Annotated in this window: 4 protein-coding genes; 3 read left to right on the top strand and 1 reads right to left on the bottom strand. The window is 56.6% G+C overall.

Annotated elements, in window-relative coordinates:
• Positions 1–1,081: Gfo/Idh/MocA family protein (locus RMSM_RS13900; RefSeq protein ID WP_040766528.1), on the top strand; the 1,081-nt coding region annotated here is incomplete at its 5' end.
• A 341-nt stretch (positions 1,082–1,422) separates the two neighbouring features.
• The gene (locus RMSM_RS13905; protein WP_008697033.1) at positions 1,423–1,731 is read left to right on the top strand and encodes a hypothetical protein; all 309 of its coding nucleotides are present in this window, start codon (positions 1,423–1,425) and stop codon (positions 1,729–1,731) included.
• Positions 1,732–1,847: 116 nt separating this feature from the next.
• On the opposite strand, the gene RMSM_RS13910 is transcribed toward RMSM_RS13905, so the two are convergent.
• On the bottom strand, positions 1,848–2,186 hold the full coding sequence (locus RMSM_RS13910) for a lipopolysaccharide assembly protein LapA domain-containing protein (RefSeq protein ID WP_008697034.1): 339 nt from the start codon (positions 2,184–2,186) through the stop codon (positions 1,848–1,850).
• A gap of 263 nt (positions 2,187–2,449) precedes the next feature.
• Here RMSM_RS13910 and RMSM_RS13915 point away from each other — a divergent pair.
• Positions 2,450–2,877, top strand: a 428-nt coding sequence (locus RMSM_RS13915) for a hypothetical protein (RefSeq protein ID WP_144057630.1), incomplete at its 3' end; no start/stop codon positions are given.

Below are 2,877 nucleotides of genomic sequence, written 5' to 3' on the forward strand. Positions count from 1 at the left end.
AGCCGGGATTGCTCGAAAGAATTGGAAAGCCGTTCGGCTTAGCGGTAATGGACGCGTCGCCGCTGTCGCAAGCCGTTCGCTTTCGCGGGCTCAGTCGTTTATTGACGAGTGCTCGGCCGAAACGCCGCAAATTGAACCTGTCACCGCGATGGGATCTTACGATGAACTGATCCAAAGCGATCAAATTGATGCCGTCTATATCCCGCTGCCGACCGGGATTCGCAAGGATTGGGTCATCGCAGCCGCCGAGGCGGGCAAGCATGTGTTGTGCGAAAAGCCCGTCGGCGTCAACACGCAGCAAGTTCGCCAGATGATCGATGCCTGTCGTGCGTCCAACGTCCAATTCATGGACGGAGTCATGTTCGATCACAGCAGGCGAATCGAAGACGTCGCGGCGACGCTGCATGACGAGAAATTGCTTGGCAAGCTCCGCCGCATCAATACCCACTTTTCATTCTGCAGCGACGAATCGTTCGAGGCGTCAAATATTCGTGCCAATTACGAACTCGAGCCGCATGGGTGTCTCGGCGATCTCGGTTGGTATTGCATCCGCTTCATTTTGTGGGCGTCCAATAGGCAGATGCCCACGCGTTTGTCAGCCCGCACGATCACGTCGATCGGAAACTCGCACGGCGAGCATCAAGTGCCCGGCGAGTTTTCTGCCGAACTGGAATTTCCCGAAGGGCTTTCAGCGGCGTATTACTGTTCGTTTTTGACCAGTAACCAACAAACCGCAATTGTCTCGGGAGAAAAGGGGCATTTGACGATCGACGATTTTGTCTTGCCGTTCTATGACTCGCGAACTCACTGGGCGACCCACGATCACCAGCTCGAAATCGACAATTGCCGCTGGAATTTCAAGCGGCAAACGTCGCCACGGTCCAACGACGAATACGCCTCAGGTGAACCCGTGGCTCCCGAAGTCGAGATGGTTCGCCGTTTCGCCAGCTATGTGAACGAGAACTCGATCCAGTCGCAGTATCCTGAATTGACGCTGAAAACCCAGCTGATTCTCGATGCATGTCGCCGCAGTGCCATCGCTGGCGGCGATTGGGTCAACGTCGAAGCGGTCGATAGCTGATCTGATCTGATGTCAGCGTGATCTCCTGAAGCGAAACGCGTCGTAGCGAAACTCGCCAAGAGTTTCGTTCCGCCGCATCGTCCCCCCGTAGCGAAACTCGCCAAGAGTTTCGGGGCTTCGGTAGATGACTCTCGAAAGTCTTGATGACTTTCGCGACGTTTCTCTTTGCTGGCTCCCGCTGAGCAGCTTTTTGCCCCGAAAAACACTCTTTTAAGAAATTCAAAATTTCTTTTCCGAGGCGTGACCAGACGTGTCATCAGGGTCGCGAAGAATGGTTTTAGTTGAGTGATTGATCACTCAGTGCTTACCTGATTCGCTTCTTTCGCACAGGAATCTGTCCGATGACCCAACTGATGCTTTTCGATAGCCCTGTCGCCACCAGCCCCATCGCTAGCCGTTCGGCAGTCGCGGTGGCTTCGCCCGCCGTCGTGGCTCCTAAAGCGGTCCAGTCGTCAGCGGTTCGAAAATTCGAGCGTCCCAGAACCAATGTCGCCAGAACCAATGTTGCCGGAACCAAGGTTGCTGGAACGAATATCAACGAGCCCAAGGCGGGGCTGAATCACATGGGCGACTTGGCTCGTCTGGTCCTGATGCGATACGACCTTGTCGCCGCTCGCCGCGCCGCCCGCGCCGCTCGCGTTGCCCGCTAGCCTCGGTTCTGTCGCCACCCCACCGGGGCCTAGCGGCTTGTTGATTTAGTGAGCCGCTCGCGCGTCAGCGGCCGGGCATAACGCACTTCCCGGTGCCTTACGGCCCACGGCTCACATTACTTCTTCGCGTCGGCACGATCCGGGGCCAGAGCGTCGGCCCGCTCTGGCTTCGGAGCCGACGGTGAGTTTTTGGGGGTGGCGGGAGTGGCCGAAACCGCTTTCGCGGTCGACTTGGCATTCGCCTTCTTGCCCTTTTTCGGTCGCAACATTCCGTACGTCAGCATCGCGCCAAACACAAAACCGATACCCACCGCCGTCAAAATCAACAGCAAGAGGGAAACTTCGCCATGGAAGAACAACAAGTTCACTTCTTCGTTTCGATTGTTTTGAAACGCGATCACCAACGCGATCACGATTCCCAGCAACAACAAAATCCAGCGTATTTTCTGCATCATCAGACACTCTCTCGTCGATCTTTCTTAAAAGACGCTTTCCAGTAATCCCTGCCAATGCTAGCATTTAAGATGCGTCGGTCGTTTCGCGGGGCGGCAAGGGGCAGGTGTGCGAAGCTTTTCCGCCACCCAAGCCTAGGCTTCTCGGCGGGGAAAATCCAGCAAGCTTTCCCAGACCGAGAGACTCTCAATCCCCCCGCCACTTGCGGGCGACCGGGGGTGTCGTTTTGTTGTTTCTTTCTCCAATGGTCCAAAGGACACTCCTCGTGCCCCAACAAACCTTTGAATTCATGGAGACGGCTGCTGCTTCGGAGGGAGGCAACGCAGTTCTGACTTCGTCAAAACGCCGTTCGGGCAACCCAGCGAAGCTTTCTGGCAACACCACGAAGCGACCTGCAGCGACGATCGGAACATCATCGCTGCTTTTTCCGCTGGAGCCTTACGTTCGCTCGGCCAGCAAACGCCCCAACCCGCTCTCGTTACACAATCACCTCGCCGTCGGTCAGTGCGTCCCCGCCCCGGTTCCCACCGAACCGCCGCCGCAAACGCCTGCTTTGCAAAATGATCGCCAAGCGGTTTTGGAAAAGTTGCGTCTGCAAGCGAACTGTTTGGACGTTTCGCCCGCCAGCGAATCGAATCCTGCTCCGGTACTCTCAGGACACCGGCAAACCTTCTCGACGGGCTCGTCCGCGCT

Origin of the sequence: Rhodopirellula maiorica SM1 (assembly GCF_000346295.1) — a bacterium.
Lineage (GTDB): Bacteria > Planctomycetota > Planctomycetia > Pirellulales > Pirellulaceae > Novipirellula > Novipirellula maiorica.